Annotated in this window: 18 protein-coding genes and 1 pseudogene; 17 read left to right on the forward strand and 2 right to left on the reverse strand. The window is 68.3% G+C overall.

Features of this window, described 5'->3' with window-relative positions; translation table 11 throughout:
- Window positions 1-753, forward strand: a pseudogene (locus E3O67_RS16795) (hypothetical protein); the annotation flags it as partial.
- 28 nt (window positions 754-781) lie between these two features.
- Here E3O67_RS16795 and E3O67_RS02970 read toward each other — a convergent pair.
- Window positions 782-1174 carry a phage holin family protein gene (locus E3O67_RS02970; protein WP_134427987.1) on the reverse strand — a complete coding sequence of 131 codons (393 nt, stop codon included), beginning with the start codon at window positions 1172-1174 and terminating at the stop codon, window positions 782-784.
- A 99-nt stretch (window positions 1175-1273) separates the two neighbouring features.
- Here E3O67_RS02970 and E3O67_RS02975 point away from each other — a divergent pair, with 99 nt between their 5' ends.
- The 15 genes from E3O67_RS02975 (at window position 1274) to E3O67_RS03045 (ending at window position 14607) form a co-directional block, all read left to right on the forward strand.
- Complete coding sequence (locus tag E3O67_RS02975) at window positions 1274-2377, forward strand: histidinol-phosphate transaminase (protein ID WP_134427989.1); 1104 nt, start codon at window positions 1274-1276, stop codon at window positions 2375-2377.
- Window positions 2378-2381: 4 nt separating this feature from the next.
- Window positions 2382-3509 carry a thiamine pyrophosphate-dependent dehydrogenase E1 component subunit alpha gene (locus E3O67_RS02980; RefSeq protein WP_241979141.1) on the forward strand — a complete coding sequence of 376 codons (1128 nt, stop codon included), beginning with the start codon at window positions 2382-2384 and terminating at the stop codon, window positions 3507-3509.
- A 119-nt stretch (window positions 3510-3628) separates the two neighbouring features.
- Window positions 3629-4588 (forward strand): alpha-ketoacid dehydrogenase subunit beta, encoded by a 960-nt coding sequence (locus E3O67_RS02985; protein WP_134428051.1) that lies wholly within the window; start codon window positions 3629-3631, stop codon window positions 4586-4588.
- Window positions 4589-4720: 132 nt separating this feature from the next.
- Window positions 4721-6106: a dihydrolipoamide acetyltransferase family protein gene (locus E3O67_RS02990; protein ID WP_134427991.1), complete on the forward strand. Its 1386-nt coding sequence runs from the start codon at window positions 4721-4723 to the stop codon at window positions 6104-6106.
- Window positions 6107-6210: 104 nt separating this feature from the next.
- Window positions 6211-6969: a VIT1/CCC1 transporter family protein gene (locus tag E3O67_RS02995; RefSeq protein ID WP_134427993.1), complete on the forward strand. Its 759-nt coding sequence runs from the start codon at window positions 6211-6213 to the stop codon at window positions 6967-6969.
- Between the two features lie 82 nt (window positions 6970-7051).
- Complete coding sequence (locus E3O67_RS03000) at window positions 7052-8086, forward strand: metal ABC transporter substrate-binding protein (RefSeq protein ID WP_198417143.1); 1035 nt, start codon at window positions 7052-7054, stop codon at window positions 8084-8086.
- 7 nt (window positions 8087-8093) lie between these two features.
- A complete protein-coding gene (locus tag E3O67_RS03005) occupies window positions 8094-8885 on the forward strand; it encodes a metal ABC transporter ATP-binding protein (RefSeq protein WP_134427995.1) in 792 nt (263 codons plus the stop codon).
- 1 nt (window position 8886) lies between these two features.
- Window positions 8887-9846: a metal ABC transporter permease gene (locus tag E3O67_RS03010; protein WP_134427997.1), complete on the forward strand. Its 960-nt coding sequence runs from the start codon at window positions 8887-8889 to the stop codon at window positions 9844-9846.
- Window positions 9846-10652, forward strand: coding sequence for a metal ABC transporter permease (locus E3O67_RS03015; protein WP_135101831.1), 807 nt, complete (start codon window positions 9846-9848; stop codon window positions 10650-10652). The genes E3O67_RS03010 and E3O67_RS03015 overlap by 1 nt, the downstream gene beginning before the upstream one ends.
- Entirely contained in the window at window positions 10649-11044 is a 396-nt protein-coding gene (locus tag E3O67_RS03020) for a Fur family transcriptional regulator (RefSeq protein ID WP_134427999.1), read from the forward strand. Before E3O67_RS03015 ends, E3O67_RS03020 begins: the two co-directional genes overlap by 4 nt.
- A gap of 164 nt (window positions 11045-11208) precedes the next feature.
- Window positions 11209-11445: a 50S ribosomal protein L28 gene (gene rpmB / locus E3O67_RS03025; RefSeq protein WP_104099753.1), complete on the forward strand. Its 237-nt coding sequence runs from the start codon at window positions 11209-11211 to the stop codon at window positions 11443-11445.
- Complete coding sequence (gene rpmG, locus E3O67_RS03030) at window positions 11445-11612, forward strand: 50S ribosomal protein L33 (RefSeq protein ID WP_104099752.1); 168 nt, start codon at window positions 11445-11447, stop codon at window positions 11610-11612. The genes rpmB and rpmG overlap by 1 nt, the downstream gene beginning before the upstream one ends.
- A gap of 2 nt (window positions 11613-11614) precedes the next feature.
- Window positions 11615-11920 (forward strand): 30S ribosomal protein S14, encoded by a 306-nt coding sequence (gene rpsN / locus E3O67_RS03035; protein WP_134364793.1) that lies wholly within the window; start codon window positions 11615-11617, stop codon window positions 11918-11920.
- Window positions 11921-12195: 275 nt separating this feature from the next.
- Window positions 12196-12483 carry an HU family DNA-binding protein gene (locus tag E3O67_RS03040; protein ID WP_104099750.1) on the forward strand — a complete coding sequence of 96 codons (288 nt, stop codon included), beginning with the start codon at window positions 12196-12198 and terminating at the stop codon, window positions 12481-12483.
- A 117-nt stretch (window positions 12484-12600) separates the two neighbouring features.
- Entirely contained in the window at window positions 12601-14607 is a 2007-nt protein-coding gene (locus E3O67_RS03045) for a cytochrome c oxidase assembly protein (protein ID WP_174776786.1), read from the forward strand.
- Between the two features lie 8 nt (window positions 14608-14615).
- Here E3O67_RS03045 and E3O67_RS03050 read toward each other — a convergent pair whose 3' ends face one another.
- A complete protein-coding gene (locus tag E3O67_RS03050; RefSeq protein WP_135101829.1) occupies window positions 14616-15662 on the reverse strand; it encodes a hypothetical protein in 1047 nt (348 codons plus the stop codon).
- Window positions 15663-15773: 111 nt separating this feature from the next.
- Here E3O67_RS03050 and E3O67_RS03055 point away from each other — a divergent pair, with 111 nt between their 5' ends.
- A complete protein-coding gene (locus E3O67_RS03055) occupies window positions 15774-17087 on the forward strand; it encodes an ATP-dependent RecD-like DNA helicase (protein ID WP_134428058.1) in 1314 nt (437 codons plus the stop codon).
- Window positions 17088-17171: the final 84 nt, after the last annotated feature.

A 17171-nucleotide genomic window follows, 5' to 3' on the forward strand; every position in this document is an offset into this window, starting at 1 on the left:
CGCGCCCTCGGCCCGCCGCACGCGGGCGCCGCGCCGTCCGGCAGCGGCCACCGGAGCCGGCCCGTGGCGCCGCCGAGCGGTTTCGGGGACCTGGCCGCCCGAATCCCCTCCGTGTCGGAAGGCGCTCCGCAGGTGCGCATCGAGCGTTACGGCGGCCCCGATGACGCCTCCTGGGTGGTCTACATCGGCGGCACCGCGGCATGGAGCCCGGTTCCCGGCGAACAACCGTGGGACCTCACCTCCAACCTCGCCGCCGTCGCCGATCAAGGCTCCGGCTCCTACCGGGCGGTTGTGCAGGCCATGCGGGAGGCCGGAGTGGCGCCGGGCGATCCGGTGGTGCCGGTGGGTCACTCGCAGGGCGGACTGGTCGCGGCGCAGCTGGCGGCCTCCGGGGACTTCAACACCGTCGCGGTGGCGACCTTCGGTGGCCCCACCGCCCAGGTGACCCTGCCCGCCGACGCACCGGCCGTCACGGTCGAGCACACCGACGACCTGATCCCGGCACTGGGAGGCACGGTCACCGGCGACGACGAGCGTCTGGTGGTGCGGCGCGAGGTGTTCGCGGAGGTGGAGGTGCCGCTGGACCGGCCACTGCCGGCCCACGCCCTCACGGTCTATCGGGAGACCGGGCTGCTCATGGACGGCTCCGAGGAGCCGCGGCTGCGGGAGTTCCGGGCGACGCTGGGGGAGATCCTCGGCACGCAAGCCGGTGAGTCCTCAAGGTGGCGGGGCATCCGTCTGGCCGACGGCTGACCGTGGCCGGCCGAACGTCGGGGCGGCGCTAGGAGCGGGGATTGACCGGTCGGATCAGAACGCCGAGAATCCAGCTGATGATGCCCAGCACGAGTGCGCCGAGCACACCCCACCAGAAGTCGTCGACCACGAGCCCGAAGCCGACCAGGCCCGAGAACCAGGCCACGATCATCAGTAGGAAACCGTTCACTATCAAGGAGATCAGGCCCAGCGTGAGGATGTAGACCGGGAACGCGACAACCCGCACGAACCCGCCCACCACGCTGTTGACGAAGCCGAAGACCAGGGCGACCAGAAGGTAGGTGACGAGCGTGGGGATCGTGCCCTCGGAGTAGGGATCCACGCGCACACCGCTGACGAGCAGGGTCGTGAGCCACAGGGCGAAGGAGTTGAGGATCAGCTTGATCAGAAATCTGGCCATGCCTCCACTATGGCATCGGCGGTGTCCGCCCGCACGGTAGAGCCAGCCCAGCGCGCAGCCATGCGGCCACGTGAATATGCCGCGGCGTAGAATCGCCGAGTGAGCCCTTCAGACCCGCCCTCGGTACGCCTGCGCCCCGAGATTGTCGCACTCCCGGCCTATCGGCAGGGTCAAGCTGCCGCCGCCAGTGCGTTCAAACTCTCGAGCAACGAGAACCCCTTCGATCCGCTGCCCGGCGTCATCGCCGCCGTGAACGCCGAGACCGCGTACAACCGCTACCCGGATGCCTCGGCCCTGGCCCTGCGTGAACGGCTGGCCACGACGTTCGGCCGGAGCGTCGACGAGGTTCACATCGGCGCCGGGTCCGTGGCCCTCCTGGCCCAGCTCATCCTCGCCGCCGCTGGACCGGGCGACGAGGTGCTCTACTCCTGGCGCTCCTTCGAGGCCTACCCCGGCCTGGTCACCGTGGCCGGCGCCACGAGCGTGCAGGTGCCGAACCGTCCGGACCACGGTCACGACCTGCCCGAGATGGCCACGCGCATCACGCCGCAGACCCGCGTCGTGATCATCTGCAGCCCGAACAATCCGACCGGCACCGTCGTCACGGCCGACGAGTTCGAATCGTTCATGGCGGTGGTGCCGCCGGACCTCCTCGTCATCCTCGACGAGGCCTATTGTGAGTTCGTCACCGACCCGGAGGCGGTCACCGGACTGCCGTTGCTGTCCCGGTTCCCGAACCTGGTCGTGCTGCGCACCTTCTCCAAGGCCTACGGGTTGGCCGGCCTGCGCGTCGGCTACGCCCTTGGTCCCGTCGCCGTGCTCGACGCGGCGCGGTCCACCGCCATTCCCCTCTCGGTCACCGGCGTGGCCGGCGCGGCCGCGATCGCATCCCTCAACGCCGCCGACCAGCTGCTGCGGCGGGTGCGCGCCCTGACCGAGCGGCGCGACCGGGTCTGGCGCCTGCTGGGCGAGCAGGGCTGGAACATCCCGGCGCCGCAGGGCAACTTCATCTGGCTGCCCACCGCCCACGACACCACCGACATCGCCGACGTCCTGTCGGCCGTCGGCCTGATCGTGCGCCCGTTCCCCGAGGGCATCCGAATCTCGATCGGCGAGGAAGAATCTGTGGACAAGCTCCTTGCTATCTGCGCTGACATTGTCGACGATCTACCAACGGGGCACCCAGCCCGGAGGCTAGGTTAGTACGGTGTCAGCGACCCCCAATGCCTCTCCCACGGTGCGACTACTGTCCCCGGAGGGTGTCTTCGCCCCGAGCGAGTCCGCGGCCGAATTCCTGCCCTACCTCGATCGGTTGACCGAGGCCGACTACCGGCGGTTCTACCGCGACATGGTCGTGGTTCGCCGCTTCGACACCGAGGCCGCCAACCTGCAGCGGCAGGGCCAGCTGGCCCTCTGGGTGCCGAGCCATGGCCAGGAGGCCGCCCAGGTCGGCTCCGCCTACGCGACCCGGCCGCAGGATCACGTCTTCCCGTCCTATCGCGAGCACGTTGTCGGCATGATCCGCGGCCTCGACCCCGTCGACATCCTGCGGATGCTGCGCGGCGTCACCCTCGGCGGCTGGACCCCCGAGGACCACGGCAACTTCCACCTCTACACGCTGGTGCTGGCCTCGCAGACCCTGCACGCCACGGGCTACGCGATGGGCATGCAGCTCGACGGCGCCACCGCGACCGGCGACCCCGAGACCGACCAGGCCGTCATCGTGTACTACGGCGACGGAGCCTCGTCGCAGGGCGACGCCAACGAGGCGCTCGTCTTCGCCGCCAGCTACCAGACCCCGCAGGTCTTCTTCCTGCAGAACAACCACTGGGCCATCTCGGTGCCGGTGACCCGGCAGTCCCGCACGCCGCTCTACCTGCGCGCCGCGGGCTTCGGTATGCCTGGCACCCAGATCGACGGAAACGACGTGCTCGCCAGCTTCGCGGTGACGGCCAAGCACCTCGACGACGCCCGCGCCGGCAAGGGCCCGGCCCTGATCGAGGCCCTGACCTACCGGGTCGGCGCCCACACCACGGCCGACGACCCCACCAAGTATCGCGACCCGGAACAGCTGGCCTACTGGGTGGCCCGCGACCCGATCGCGCGCTTCCGCAGCTATCTGCAGGGCCTCGGCGTCGAGCAGGAGTTCCTCGACGCCGTCGATGAGGAGGCGGACGACTACGCCGCGGATGTGCGCCGCCGGGCTCTCGACATCCACTCCCCGGAGAAGGCCGTCATCTTCGACAACGTCTACGCCGAACCCCACCCGCTGATCCAGGAACAGAAGGCCTGGCTCGACCGCTACGAGGAATCCTTCGAAGGAGGCGACGCGTGAGCGACACGATCGTGACGAGCACCACCAGCCACGCGACCCCGACCGCCCCGGCCTCGGTCCCGGCGTCCTCGGCCGCAAGCGAGCGAGCGCTCCCCGGAACGGGCAAGACGAGCCTGCCCATGACGAAGGCCCTCAACGCGGGCCTGCGCCAGGCCATGCGGGACAACCCGAAAGTCCTGATGATGGGCGAGGACATCGGCCCCCTGGGCGGCGTCTTCCGCGTCACCGAGGGTCTGATCGCCGAATTCGGCGACAAGCGAGTGCTCGACACCCCGCTGGCCGAGTCGGGCATCATCGGCACGGCCATCGGCCTGGCTCTGCGCGGCTACCGGCCGGTCTGCGAGATCCAGTTCGACGGTTTCGTCTTCCCCGGCTTCGACCAGATCACCAGCCAGCTGGCACGGATGCGCAACCGGCACGAGGGTCAGGTCACCATGCCCGTCGTGATCCGCATCCCCTACGGCGGCCACATCGGCTCGATCGAACACCACCAGGAGAGCCCGGAGACGTACTTCGCGCACACGCCGGGTCTGCGCGTGATCAGTCCGTCGAACCCGCACGACGCCTACTGGATGATGCAGGAGGCCATCGCCTCCGACGACCCGGTCATCTTCTTCGAGCCCAAGAGCCGCTACTGGCCCAAGGGCGAGGTAAACCTCGCCGAAAGCGGCATACCCCTGCACGCCAGCCGCGTCGTGCGGAGCGGCACGGATGCCACGGTCGTCGGCCACGGCGCCATGGTCAGTGTCCTGCTGCAGGCCGCGGATCTCGCGGCCGTGGAGGGCACCAGCATCGAGGTCATCGACCTGCGCTCGATCTCACCGATCGACTACGGCCCCATCCTCACCTCGGTCGAGAAGACCGGGCACCTGGTCGTCGCCCAGGAGGCCCACGGCTTCGTCAGCGTCGGATCGGAGATCGCCGCGACCGTCATGGAGAAGGCGTTTTACCTGCTCGAGGCTCCCGTGCTTCGCGTCTCCGGTTTCGACACCCCCTTCCCGCCGGCCGCCGTCGAAACGCACTTCCTGCCCAGCCCGGACCGCGTGCTCGAGGCCGTCGACCGCGCCCTCTCCTACTGATTCCCACTGATTCCTCGTGATCCCAGCACAGCTCCCCCGACAGTCACCTTTCCGGTCGAGAGTGCCCGTTCCGCGGGTCACCTTCGACCGGAACGGCCACTCTCGCCTCACCAATAGCAAGGAGCGCACTCGATGAGCGTGTCGAAATTCACACTGCCCGACGTCGGCGAGGGTCTCACCGAGGCCGAAATCGTGGAATGGAGGGTCGCGCCCGGCGACACCGTGTCGATCAACCAGGTGCTGGTCGAGATCGAGACCGCGAAGTCGCTGGTCGAGTTACCGTCGCCCTACGTCGGCGTGGTCGGCGAGATCCTGGTGACGCCCGGCACGACCGTTGACGTCGGAACGGTCATCATCACGATCGTGGCCGAGACCGTCACCGCCCCGGCCGGGTCGAACGAAGCGCCCGCCAATGGCGCCGGCGGCGCCGGTGAGCTGGCCGGTGCGGCAGCGGATGCCGGCTCCACCATCACGGACGAGCCGGCCGAGACGCAGGGCGCAGTTCTGGTCGGGCGCGGCGCCGCGGCCACCATGCCCACCCGGCGCAAGCGCCACGGGGTCACCCCCGTCGCCCACGAGTCGATCGCGCCGCCGCCCGTGCGCCACGAGCGCCCGGCCGCGCAGCCGTTCCCGCAGTTGCCGCGCGCGGCATCCGCCGGCCCCGTCATCGCTAAGCCGCCGATCCGCAAACTCGCGAAGGACCTCGGCGTGGACCTGTCCCTGGTCGAGGCGACCGGTCCGGTCGGCGATGTCACCCGCGAGGACGTTCTGCGGGGGGCCACCCAGGCCAGCGTTTTCCGTAACATCCAGACCCCGGAATGGCCCAGCGACCGCGAGGAGCGCATCCCGGTCAAGGGCGTGCGCAAGGCCATCGCCCAGGCCATGGTCTCCAGCGCCTTCAGCGCACCGCACGTGAGTCTCTTCGTCGACGTGGACGCCACCCGCACAATGGAGTTCGTCAAACGGCTCAAGGCCTCCACCGACTTCGCCGGCGTGCGCGTGTCGCCCATGCTGATCATGGCCAAGGCCATGATCTGGGCCGTGCGGCGTAACCCCACGGTCAACTCGGTGTTCACCGACGAGGAAGTCGTGATCAAGCACTACGTGAACCTGGGCATCGCGGCGGCCACCCCGCGCGGGCTCATCGTGCCCAATGTGAAGGAAGCGCAGGACATGAGCCTGCTCGAACTGGCCCGCGCCCTCGAGAAGCTCACGATCACCGCGCGGGACGGCAAAACCTCACCGGCGGATATGGCGAATGGCACGATCACGATCACGAACATCGGTGTCTTCGGGATGGACACCGGCACGCCCATCCTCAACTCCGGTGAGGCCGGCATCGTCGCCCTGGGCACGATCAAACCCAAGCCGTGGGTTGTCGACGGCGAGGTGCGGGTGCGCCAGGTGACGACCATCGGCGCAAGCTTCGACCACCGGGTGGTCGACGGAGATGTCGCGAGCCGCTTCCTGGCCGATGTCGCGAGCATCATCGAGGAGCCCGCGCTGCTGCTCGAGTAGGGTCGACGGTATAGGAAGCCTGGCCTCACCAGCTTTTTTGCTTCTCGGTGAGGTAAGGCTGTCCACGCTGGCGGCAGGGCATCAGCCTGTGTTCTGATGTACGGATGACGTCACTCGCCCCCGCCGCAATCGTTGGCCTCACCCCGTCCGTCGCTGTGGCGGTCGCCGATCCGAAGACCACCGAGAGCCATGCCGGCCGATTGAACTGGCTCCGGGCCGGGGTGCTCGGCGCCAACGACGGCATCGTCTCCGTCGCGGCCCTCGTCGTCGGCGTGGCCGGCGCGACGGGCTCGACCGCGGCCCTCGCAGCGGCCGGCACTGCCGGCCTCGTCGGCGGGGCCATCTCGATGGCCCTCGGCGAGTATGTCTCGGTGAGCAGCCAGAGTGACAGCCAGCGCACCCTGATCGAGAAGGAGAAGCGCGAGCTCAGCAGCGACCCCGAGGGCGAACTCGCGGAGCTCGCGCAACTCTACGAAATGCAGGGGCTGGCCCCGGCGACGGCACGGCAAGTCGCCGTGGAATTCACCGCGATCGATCCGGTGCGGGCCCATCTGCTCGCCGAGCACAACATCGCCGAAGACGACGTCGTCAGCGCCTGGCACGCCGCCTGGGTCTCGGCCGCGGCCTTCACCCTCGGCGCGCTGCTTCCGTTCCTGGCCATCCTGCTTCTGCCCGCGAGCATTCGCGTTCCGATCACGTTCGTCGCCGTGCTCATCGCCCTCGCGGCGCTCGGCATGACCGGCGCCCACCTCGGCGGCAGCCCGAAACTGCGGGCGACGATCCGGGTCGTGCTCGGCGGTGCCGCGGCACTGGTCGTCACCTTCCTGATCGGTTCCCTGCTCGGCACGTCCGGCGTAGTCTGACCTGACTTGACCCAACCCAACGCGGCGCTGTCCGGTCTTATTGGTGTTGACAATCATTATCATTAGGCGTAGCGTCGCCTGTGTGATCAAGAATCAATTCGTCCTCCCGACCCTCGCCGCCGTTGCCGCGCTGACCCTGGTCGGCTGCGCGCCGACCGGCGGTTCCGCCGCAGAAAGCGCCGCCGGCGACCTCAGGGTCGTCGCGACGACCACTCAGGTGGCGGACCTCACCCGCAGCGTCGTCGGCGACGCCGCGGGCGTGTCGGTGACCCAGCTCATCCAGCCGAACCAGAGCGCGCACAGTTACGACCCATCGGTGGCCGACCTGACGGCCCTCGGCCAGGCCGATGTGCTCGTGATCAACGGTGTCGGCCTCGAAGAGTGGCTCGACGCCGCGATCAACGCCAGCGGTTTCGACGGCGTGACCATCGACTCCGACGAGGGCATCGAGATCCAGGACATCGCGGCCGGCGCCGAGCCCGCCGACGACGAGGCCCACGCCGACGAAGGCGGAGCGACGGATGACGCCGAGCACTCCCACGAGGGCGGCAACCCGCACATCTGGACCGACGTGGCCAACGCCGAGACCATGGTCGGCACCATCGCCGCGGGACTCAGCGGCGCCCAGCCGGACCTGGCCGGGGACTTCGAGGCCAATGCGACCACGTACACCGGCCGGCTTGCCGAGCTGGACGAGTGGATCCGTACCAACATCGACGCCGTTCCGGTCGAGCAGCGTCTGCTCGTGAGCAACCACGATGCGTTCGGCTACTTCACCGAGGCCTACGGCATCACCTACGTCGGTTCCATCATCCCGAGCTTCGACGACAACGCCGAGCCCAGCGCCGCCGCGATCGACGAACTCGTCGCAGCCATCACGGCCACCGGGGTCAAGGCCGTCTTCTCCGAGGCCTCGATCAGCCCGAAGGCCGCCGACACCATCGCCAGCGAGGCCGGCGTCACCGTGTACTCGGGCGAGGACGCGCTCTACAGCGACTCCCTCGGCGCGACGGGCAGCGACGGCGCCAGCTATATTGGCTCGCAGCTGCACAACGTCGGCCTCATCCTCGAATCCTGGGGGGCGGAGCCCACTGCGGTGCCCGCAGACCTGCGATAGTTAGTCAGTGATCGAGAACCCTTCTCAAGTACGGCCGAGCGCACCCGTTGCTCTCAGGGTGGCGGGCGCCTCCTTCTCCTACGGCCAGAGCCCGGCCCTGGCCGACATCGATTTCGAGGTGCGCGCCGGCGAGGCAGTGGCGCTGATCGGGCCCAATGGGTCTGGCAAGTCCACGCTGCTCAAGGGCATCCTCGGTCTGATCCAGCGCGTGAGCGGCACCGTCGAGGTGCTGGGGGCGTCCGCGGCCCCGGCCGGCTCGATCGGCTACGTGCCGCAGGCCGACGAGATCGACCAGCAGTTTCCGGTCACGCTCGAGCAGGTCGTCATGATGGGGCGCTACCGGTCGCTGGGCTGGCTGCGCCTGCCCGGCAAGCGCGACCGCCAGGCGGTGACTCACGCGCTGGATGCGGTGGGCCTCGGGCACCGCGCGAAAACCCGCTTCGGCGAACTCTCCGGCGGCCAGCAGCAGCGGGGACTCCTGGCGCGGGCCGTGGCCGCGGGGCCCCGCCTGCTGCTGCTCGACGAGCCGTTCAACGGCCTCGACCAGCAGAACCGCGACGCGCTCGTGGGCACCGTCAAGCGCTTGAAGGAGGAAGGGGTGGCGGTGGTCGTCTCCACCCACGACCTCCAGCTCGCCCGCGAGGTCTGCGAGCAGGTGTTGCTGCTCAACGGTACCCAGGTGGCGTTCGGGCCGCGCGAATCGGTGCTGATCCTGGAAAACGTGCAACGCACGTTCCGAGAGGTCGGCGTAGAAATCGACGAGCACACCGTGGTCGTGCCCGGGCACACCGGTCACTGAAATGGACTTCCTCACCCCGCTGGTCGACGCCTTCGCCCTGCCGTTCATGACCCGGGCCCTGATCGTGCTGGGCGCGCTCAGCCTGGTGGCCGGCGTTGTCGGGGTGCTGGTCAACCTGCGGGGCCTCGAATTCATCAGCGACGGCCTCACCCACTCGGTGTTTCCCGGCATCGCGATCGGCTTCGTCTGGGGCGGCCGCGAGGGGCTGTTCGTCGGCGCGATGGGTGCCGCACTGTTCGCGGCCGTCATCCTCACCCTGATCGTGCGCCAGTCGGTGTCCTCGGATGCCGCGATCGCCATCGTCTTCACCGCCATGTTCAGCGTGGGCATAATCCTGGTTTCCCGCGAGACGAACTACGTCGGCCAGCTGGAGCAACTTCTCTTCGGCCGTCTCCTCACGGTCAGCCCGACCGAGGTCGTGCAAACCGTCGTGATCTGCATCGTGGCTCTCGGGCTGATCGGCCTCACGCTCAAGGAGGAGGTGTTCCGCGCCTTCGACCGGGTCGGTTTCGCCGCGGCCGGCTACCGCACGCTCGTGCTCGACCTGGTGCTCAACGTGGCGATCGCCCTCGTGGTCGTCGCTGCATCCAGCGCGGTCGGCAACCTGCTCGTCCTGGCCGTGCTGATCGTGCCCGGCGCCGTGGCCCGGCTCATCACCGACCGGCTGTGGCTGCTGTTCCCGCTCGCGGCTGGTTTCGCGGCCCTCGGCGCCTGGCTCGGACTCGTGCTCGGCTTCCAGGCATCCGTGCAGGCCGGCCTCGACCTGCCCAGCGGTGCCACCGTGGTGCTGGTCCTGGTCGCCGGCTATGCCGTGGTGCTGGTGGCGCGCCTCTCCATCGACGGGATGCGTCGGCTGCGTTCGTCTCACGCGCGGCCGCCGCACACTCCGCCGCCCCACTCCCCACCGACTTTCTCGAAACCGCGTCGCTCCGTCCAGCAGCGGGAAAGGCTGGGGAAGTGATGGGCTACTTCGAGAAGGCACTCCTCGCGGCCGCCGTCATCGGCGCCCTCAGCGGGCTGGTCGGATCCCTCGTCGTGCTGCGCCGCCGCACCTTCTTCGCCCAGGCCCTCACCCACGCCACCTTCCCGGGAGCCGTGGCCGCAACGATCGTGGGTGTCAGCATTCCGCTCGGGGCGGCCCTGGCGAGCATCCTGATCGTCGGCATCATGACCCTGATCGGCCGGGTGAAGCGGCAGGGCACGCAGGTGGCGTCGGGCATCCTGCTCACCGCGGGCTTCGCTCTCGGGGTGCTGCTGCAGGCCCTCAACCCGTCGCTGCCGGTGCAGGTCGATTCCTACCTGGTCGGGTCGATCCTCACCGTGACGACCGGCGACCTCGCGCTGGCCGTCGGCGTGCTCGGGGTGGCTGTGGCCGTGATCGTGCTGCTGGGCAAGGAGATCCTGTTCTCCACTTTCGACCCGAGCGGATTCCGCGCCGCCGGATTCCGGGGATGGCCGATCGAGCTGCTCACCCTCACCCTGATCACCGCCACCGTGGTCACCGCCATGCCCGCCGTCGGCGCCATCCTCGCGATCGCGCTGATCGCGGCCCCGGCCGCCGCCGCGCGCCTGGTCACGCGCACCGCCACTCAGATCCTGGTGCTCGCACCGGTGCTGGGTGCGGCCGCCGGCCTGGTCGGCGTGCTCCTGTCCCGGGCGATCGACGTGGCCGCCGGACCGGCGATCGCCCTCACCGCGGCCGCCCTCTTCCTGCTGGCCCTCGGCGGTCGCCGACTGTCCCTTGCGCGGTTACGGTTGACAGCATGAAGCGAAACACCTGGCAGCGCGAGGCCGTGCGCACCGCGCTCAGCGAGGCGGAGGGATTCGTCAGCGCCCAGGGACTTCACGCCAGCCTGCACGCCACGGGTTCGCCCATCGGCCTGGCCACGGTCTACCGGGCCTTGGCCGACCTGGCCGGCGAGAACGAGGCCGACTCGCTGCAGTCGCCCGACGGTGAGGCGCTCTACCGCGCCTGCAGCACGACCGACCACCACCACCACCTAATCTGCCGCAACTGTGGCCTCACCGTCGAGATCGAAGCGGATGCCGTGGAAACCTGGGCAAAGAACGTGGCCGGCGAGCACGGATTCACCCAGGCTGCCCACGTGGTCGACGTGTTCGGTCTCTGCGCGGCCTGCTCCGCCGCATCCGTTGACTAGCGAGTTTGCGCCGGGGGAGAGCACCGCGTAGTGTTGAACGCTGCTGCGCATATCTGTGCGTGCACTGCTGGTTCGCTGCGCTTTCGCCTGTGCGGGAGTGTTGTCGTGCCAGCCGACAAGAGATCTTGGGAAGGGCATTCGCCCTTCGGTATTGGAGGAGAACCATGGCAGCTACTTGCCAGGTGACCGGAGCCGTTCCCGGCTTCGGACACAACATTTCGCACTCGCACCGACGCACCAAGCGTCGCTTCGACCCGAACGTTCAGACCAAGAAGTACTACGTACCGTCACTTCGCCGCAACGTCACGCTGACCCTGTCCGTCAAGGGCATCAAGGTCATCGACGCACGTGGCATTGAATCGGTCGTCAAGGACCTTCTCGCCCGTGGGGAGAAAATCTAATGGCCAAGCAGCATGACGTCCGCCCGATCATCAAGCTCCGTTCGACGGCCGGCACCGGTTACACCTACGTGACCAAGAAGAACCGTCGCAACGACCCCGACCGTCTCGTGCTCAAGAAGTACGACCCCGTAGTGCGCAAGCACGTTGACTTCCGTGAGGAGCGCTAAAAATGGCGAAGAAGAGCATGATTGCCAAGAACAACCAGCGCAAGGTTATCGTCGAGCGCTACGCCGCGAAGCGCCTTGAGCTCAAGAAGGCCCTCGTTGACCCGGCCGGCACCGACGAGTCGCGTGAAGCTGCTCGCCTCGGCCTGCAGAAGCTTCCCCGCAACGCGTCGCCGGTTCGCCTGCGCAACCGCGACGCGGTTGACGGCCGTCCCCGTGGACACCTCAGCAAGTTCGGCATCTCGCGCGTTCGTTTCCGCGACATGGCTCACCGCGGCGAACTGCCCGGTATCACCAAGTCCAGCTGGTAACACCGCACCAGGCCACCTAGCCGGTCATTCGGAACTTCGGTTCTGAAACGAGAGGATGTCGATTTCGGTCGGCATCCTCTCTCTTTTTTCGCGGACAGCGGAAATGAAGCCGATCCGGGAGCCAAACGGGCTGAAAACGCCGCAAATCCGCGTAATTCCGCGGTTGTCTGCTAGATTCAACGCGGTCCAACCGGCCAAACGGAGTCGCTCCCGGAGCGTCGCCCGCAATACGTGAACACCTGTTTTTACAGACAAAGGTCCGAGGAGGACACTCAATGGCTGACAAGTCGCTGAACAAGACCGAGCTCGTTGCCAAGGTTGCCGCAGACTCTGGCCAGAGCCAGGCTGCAGTCGACAGCGTTCTGAACGCTTTCTTTGCAACTCTCGCCGACACCGTCGCGAACGACGGCAAGGTCACGATCCCGGGCTGGCTCGGAGTCGAGCGCACCGCTACCGCAGCGCGCACGGGCCGCAACCCGCAGACCGGCGAAGAGATCGCCATCGCCGCGGGCCACCGCGTCAAGCTGACCGCTGGTAGCAAGCTCAAGGCTGCCGCCAAGTAGGTCTCGCACCAAGAAGGGCAGGGCGTCGACTTCCGTCGGCGCCCTGCTTTCGTGTGTGGGCGTCGTGCCGAGCCCCTCGTGCAGCGTGCGTCCATCAGGCACGGTTAGGCTGAGTCAGTGCCTCGTCTCGTGCGTATCTCCGGTCCGGCAGCGCTCCTGCTGGTCGCAACGTTGGCGACGCTCATCGCGCTGGCCTACGGCGGCGGCGCGGCGGCGCAGCTGCTGGCTGATCCGGGACCGATCGTGCGGTGGGGCCTCCCGCTGGCCAAGCTGCTCGTCAACCTCAGCGCTGCGGGCACCATCGGGGCCCTCGTGCTCACCCTCTTCGCCCTGAGCCCCCGGGAGCCCGAGTACAACGCGGCCCTCGATTTCGCCGCCGGGTCCGCCGCCGTCTTCACCGTGGCATCCGCCCTCACCGGCTTCTTCACGTTCCTGCAGGTGACGACCATCCCGCTCAGCTTCGATGACAGGTTCAGCGCCACCGCCGGTCAGTTCTTCAGCGAGATCGAGATCGGCCAGGCCTGGCTGATCACCACCCTGATCGCTGCCTTCGTCACCGTGCTGTGCTTCGCGGTGCGTTCCCTGACCGGGCTCTTTTTCGTCACGCTCCTGGCCGTGGGCGCCCTGGTGCCCATGGCGCTGCAGGGGCACGCGGCCGGCGCCGAGGGGCACGACGTGGCCATCACCGCCCTGGGTCTGCACCTGGTCTTCGCCGCGGTCTGGCTGGGTGGGCTGCTCACGGTCATCGTGCTGCGCCAGCAGCTGGCCGGCGGTCGGATCGACCCGGTCATCGCGCGCTACTCCTCGCTCGCACTGGTCTCCTTCATCGTCGTCGCGGCGTCCGGGTACGTCGGCGCCGAACTGCGGTTGGGCGCCTGGGACGAGTTACTCTCGCCCTACGGCATCCTCGTTCTGGTCAAAGTCTTCGCCCTCACTGCGCTCGGCGCTTTCGGCGTGCTGCAGCGCCGGTTCCTGATCGGGCGGATGCTGCGGAGCACCCCCGCAGACGCCCGGGCCCCCGCACCCCGCCGGGGAGTCTGGTTCTGGTGGCTCGTCGTGACGGAACTGGCCTTCATGGGGCTCGCCTCCGGCGCCGCAGCCGCCCTAGCCAAGACCGCGACGCCGGTGGAGCAGATCACGGCGACGGAGATCCCCACCTCGACGCCCGCGCAGATCCTGACCGGTGAACTTCTGCCGCCGCCGCTCACCTTCAGCCGCTACTTCACCGAGTGGGACTTCGACCTGGCCTGGGTGCTGTTCTGCGCGTTCGGCATCTTTTTCTACCTGGCCGGTGTGCGCCGCCTGGCCCGCCGCGGCGACACGTGGCCCGTCTTCCGCACGGTGCTCTGGGTGACCGGCATGCTGATCCTGTTCTACATCACCAACGGTGGCGCCAACCTCTACGCGAAGTACCTCTTCTCCTCCCACATGCTCATGCACATGGCCCTGACCATGCTGGTCCCTGTGTTCCTGGTGCCCGGGGCGCCGATCACCCTCGCGGCGCGCGCCATCACCAAGCGGCAGGACGACAGCCGGGGCCCGCGCGAGTGGATTCTGCTGGCTGTGCATTCGAAGTACGCGGGTGTCTTGTCGAATCCGCTGGTCGCGGCCGGGCTTTTCGCCGGCTCGCTCTGGGTGTTCTACTACTCGTCGCTGTTCAGCTGGGCAACGACCGACCACATCGGCCACGAGTGGATGATTGTGCACTTCCTGATCACCGGCTACCTGTTCGTGCAGTCACTGATCGGAATCGACCCGGTGCCCTACCGCCTGCCCTACGCCGGCCGCCTACTGCTGCTGCTCGGCACGATGGCGTTCCACGCCTTCTTCGGCGTGACCATGATGACGGGGACCGGGCTGCTCCTCGCCGACTGGTACGGGGCCATGGGCCGCGACTGGGGGCTCAGCGGCATCGAGGACCAGCAGATGGGCGGCGGCATCGCCTGGAGCGTCGGCGAGATCCCGACCATCGCCCTGGCCATCGCCGTGGCCATTCAGTGGAGCCGCAGCGACGAGAAGGAGACCCGCCGCAAGGACCGCAACGCGGCACGCACAGGCGATGCCGAACTGAACCAGTACAACGCCGGGCTGGCCCGCCTAGCCGAGCACGACCGCGTCGAATAACCCGAGGGTCAGCGCAGCTGGAGGGCGAGCGATCCGTCCGGGTTCACGGTCACGCTGATCGCGACCGCGAAGGAGACGTCCTCGTCCCGCACCTCGATCTCGCCGTCGAAGAGTGACTGCACCTCAACCACGATGTGCGCCTGACCCTCGGTGTCGGGCATCTCGAACGTGGTGTCGCCGGCCGCGAGGGTGACCGGGGGATACTCGGCGATCGACCAGATCGGGTCGTCCCGCACCCGGTCGTTGATCTCGATGCCGAACGGGCAGTTCGAGGGCTGCAACACCTGTTGCGTGGTGCAATCGTCGAGGAAACGGTCCAGCTCGGCCTGGACCTGGCCGATGAATTGGGCGTTGGGCTGGGCGTCGACCGTGACATTCGTCACCCCGGACACGACGACCGGCACCGTCTGCGGGGCCGCGTCGAGCAGGGTGGAGGTGTGCTCGAACGTGTACTGGGCGGGTGCGAAGGCCAGGTAGGCCGCCTGGTTCGAGAACGCTGCCGGTGCGTCGTCGTCGGCGGCGTGCGCACGTGTGTCGAGGGTCAGTTTGTTCACCGAGAACGTGGACTGGTGCAGCACGTTCACGCGCAGCACGGCCAGGGGACTGGTCGTGAAGCGCCAGCTGTCGAAAACGCCGAAGAACGAGCCGGCACTCTCCACCTGGAAGGTCATCGTCGCGGGTGTGCCGTTGAGGCGGAACCCGTATTCGATCGTGTGCCGCCCGTCGGCCGACTCGTCGTCACCGGTCAGACGGATGTCGGTGAGCTCCCCCAGCACGGAGTTCCGCAGCAGGGTGTCCGGCAGGTCCTTCGGAAGCGCGGCCGCCTCGAGCTCGGCAGCCGTAGGCCTGACCCCCGGGAGCAGCAGCGCACTGGCGGTGTCCTGGCGAGCCAGGGCGCCGAGATACTGCCCCACGAAGCTGCCGGCGCTGTAGAGGTCACGGTTGAGCGACCCGATGGTCGCGACCAGACCGGCGCCGAGAAGGGCGGCGATGACGACCACGGCCGCGATGGCGCGCCGCTGGTTACGCCGGCGCCTGCCGTCCTGGTTGCTCACCCCCACATCCTACGGGGCCGGTTCTCCACCGACCCGCAGACCGCGGACGACTCGTGCAGCCGGGGCGGATACAGTGGTATGTCCCGTCCGTACCTCGTCGAAAGCGCCCCCGTGTCTGAGATTCCGCTGTCTCGCGAGCAGGCCGAAGTGTTCCAGGCGATTGAGGGAACCCGGCAGAACGTGTTCGTCACCGGGCGCGCCGGCACCGGCAAGTCAACGCTGCTCAATCACCTCTCTTGGAACACGAGCAAGCAGATCGTGATCGCCGCTCCCACCGGTGTGGCGGCACTCAACGTGGGCGGCCAGACCATCCACTCCCTGTTCCGCCTGCCGATCGGCGTGATCGCCGACAACGCGATCGACCAGTCGGATCAGGTGCGCAAACTGCTCAACACGATCGACACGGTCGTCATCGACGAGGTGTCGATGGTCAACGCCGACCTGATGGATGCGATCGACCGCAGCCTGCGCCAGGCGCGGCAGCGACCGCACGACACGTTCGGCGGCGCGCAGATCGTGCTCTTCGGCGACCCCTACCAGCTGGCCCCGGTGCCCGGGGATTCTGACGAGCGCGCTTACTTCGCGGACACCTACCGGTCGATGTGGTTCTTCGACGCGAAGGTGTGGCAGGGCGCGGACCTGCGCATTTTCGAGCTCACCGAGGTGCACCGCCAGCGCGACGCGGACTTCAAGCACATGCTCAACGCGGTGCGGCACGGGCAGGTCACGGCCGAGATCGGCGGTGCTCTCAACGCCGCGGGCGCCCGAACCCCGCCGAGCGAAGGCGTGATCACGCTGGCCACCCGCAACGATTCCGTGAACCGCATCAATGCATCCGCTCTCAAACGGCTCGCCGGCAAGGCGCGCACGGCCAAGGCCGACGTCACGGGCGACTTCGGCGGGCGCACGTTCCCGGCCGATGAGGTGCTCGAGTTGAAGGTCGGGGCGCAGGTCATGTTCCTGCGCAACGATTCCAACCAGGATGGCGGCCCGCGCTGGGTGAATGGCAGCATCGGCACCGTCACCCGGGTCGACTCGACGGTGTACGTCGACATCGACGGCGAAACGCACGAGGTCGAACCGGCCGTGTGGGAGAAGTTCAAGTACACCTACAACCCGACCACCAAGAAGCTGCGCAAAGACGTTGTGGCCGAGTTCACCCAATTCCCGCTGCGGCTCGCGTGGGCGGTCACCATCCACAAGTCGCAGGGGGCCACCTATGAGCGGGCGGTCGTCGACCTCGGCGCGCGCGTGTTCAGCCCTGGCCAGACCTACGTGGCCCTCAGCCGGCTGACCAGCCTGGACGGCCTCTATCTGACCCGCCCCCTGCGCCCGAGCGACATGATCGTGGACGAGAACGTGCAACGCTTCATGCGCGGTCCGCGGCCGACCGGGACCCTCCGCCCGGTCACGCCCGCGGACTGACTAGCCCGCGCTCGCCGCGACCTCCGCGCTGCCCCGCATGCGCGGCGCTGCCCCGCATGCGCGGCGCTGCCCCGCATGCGCGGC

The sequence above is a fragment of the Cryobacterium sp. TMT3-29-2 genome (assembly GCF_004564305.1).
Taxonomy (GTDB): Bacteria; Actinomycetota; Actinomycetes; order Actinomycetales; family Microbacteriaceae; genus Cryobacterium; species Cryobacterium sinapicolor.

Bases quoted from the DNA above. Each gene is read 5' to 3' on its own strand.
- E3O67_RS03015 (WP_135101831.1), top strand. From the start codon at position 9,846: ATGGGCTACTTCGAGAAGGCACTCCTCGCGGCCGCCGTCATCGGCGCC.
- E3O67_RS02985 (WP_134428051.1), top strand. From the start codon at position 3,629: ATGACGAAGGCCCTCAACGCGGGCCTGCGCCAGGCCATGCGGGACAAC.
- E3O67_RS03020 (WP_134427999.1), top strand. From the start codon at position 10,649: ATGAAGCGAAACACCTGGCAGCGCGAGGCCGTGCGCACCGCGCTCAGC.
- E3O67_RS02970 (WP_134427987.1), bottom strand. From the start codon at position 1,174: ATGGCCAGATTTCTGATCAAGCTGATCCTCAACTCCTTCGCCCTGTGG.
- E3O67_RS03040 (WP_104099750.1), top strand. From the start codon at position 12,196: ATGGCTGACAAGTCGCTGAACAAGACCGAGCTCGTTGCCAAGGTTGCC.
- rpmB (WP_104099753.1), top strand. From the start codon at position 11,209: ATGGCAGCTACTTGCCAGGTGACCGGAGCCGTTCCCGGCTTCGGACAC.
- rpmG (WP_104099752.1), top strand. From the start codon at position 11,445: ATGGCCAAGCAGCATGACGTCCGCCCGATCATCAAGCTCCGTTCGACG.
- E3O67_RS02990 (WP_134427991.1), top strand. From the start codon at position 4,721: ATGAGCGTGTCGAAATTCACACTGCCCGACGTCGGCGAGGGTCTCACC.
- E3O67_RS02995 (WP_134427993.1), top strand. From the start codon at position 6,211: ATGACGTCACTCGCCCCCGCCGCAATCGTTGGCCTCACCCCGTCCGTC.
- rpsN (WP_134364793.1), top strand. From the start codon at position 11,615: ATGGCGAAGAAGAGCATGATTGCCAAGAACAACCAGCGCAAGGTTATC.
- E3O67_RS03010 (WP_134427997.1), top strand. From the start codon at position 8,887: ATGGACTTCCTCACCCCGCTGGTCGACGCCTTCGCCCTGCCGTTCATG.